Genomic DNA, 1,180 nt, shown 5'->3' on the forward strand with positions numbered 1-1,180 from the left:
TGACCATAGGTAAGCCCTGCACTGCTTCCGCTACTGCTGCTTTCGACTGCCACAAGCATTCCGACCTTGAGCTTTGACCTGTCTGATGTAAAGGTATAGTTTCGGTACATATCACAGGCATTCCCACCTATATATCCAAGTCCTGCATTTTGATAGACCTGTGATAACCACATGGCACACCAGCCTGCACCCGGAGATGGCGTAATGTATGCAGCATTAACAATCTTCTTTTGTACTTCTGTAGATGCCTCATACTCTTTTCCACCGCCGATACCTCCATTTGCACTGATAAGGTCAGAATTACCAAAGGCTTCTCTCATATTGCCTTGTGCAAGGAACAAGGCTTCATAATGCTTTAGATTATCGGGATAGTTTGCAAAGATCTTTCGGATAATGCTGTCCATCTCTTTTTTATGAAGCGTTACGATGAGTTTTTTATACTCATAAGGTTCTTCGTGGCTTTCGGTATATTCATTGCCATCTTCATCGGTATAGGTTTCTGTAACTGTCCTGTATCTGATTTCAATTTCTTCCCTATACTCAAGGTCATACATGGACTCAAATAATTCTTTTAATATGGATTCTACTTCCGATACACTTTTTACCTCTCCGCACCTTGATGTAATGTAGGATAAAAGCTCATGGACATTATGACCGATGTATTCTGTATTATTTAAGATATATTCATCATATCCGGGATAATTTTGACATTATCAACCTCATTCTGAAGTTCCTTTTCCATAGCAGAAAAGTTCTGATTGATTTCACTTAGGACATTTGGCTTTGATAAATAGCTTGTTGTAAGCACAGAGCTTGTAGAGTTCATAAAGCCTGTCATTCCCGTTCCTGCAAAGTTAATCACAAAAGTCCCTAAGATAATGATACCTATGAAAATAAGCATTAGTCCTTTTGCTTTTCGGATAATCATATCCTTTGAGCTTTTAAGCGTTCCAATTAGACCTTCTTTGATTCGATCTCTAAGTCTTGACTTATTCTCACGAGAAATTGCTGTCTTTACCTGATTTTTCTTTTGAAATCTTTTATAGGCACTTGCTCTTTTATACTCATCTGTCTTTTTCAGCTCTTCTTTGGCATCACGAAACTCTAACTTTGACTTACGCTTTCTGATTTTATAGTCCTTGTTTGTAAGGTCATAGCCTCTTTTAGCTCTTTTCTTATC

At 38.2% G+C, this 1,180-nt stretch carries 1 pseudogene; it reads right to left on the reverse strand.

The annotated features are described in order from the left end of the window. Positions 1 to 1,180 (reverse strand): annotated as a pseudogene (locus ACO6FI_RS13255) (CD1108 family mobile element protein); the annotation flags it as partial.

Source organism: Lachnoanaerobaculum sp. (genome assembly GCF_057250505.1).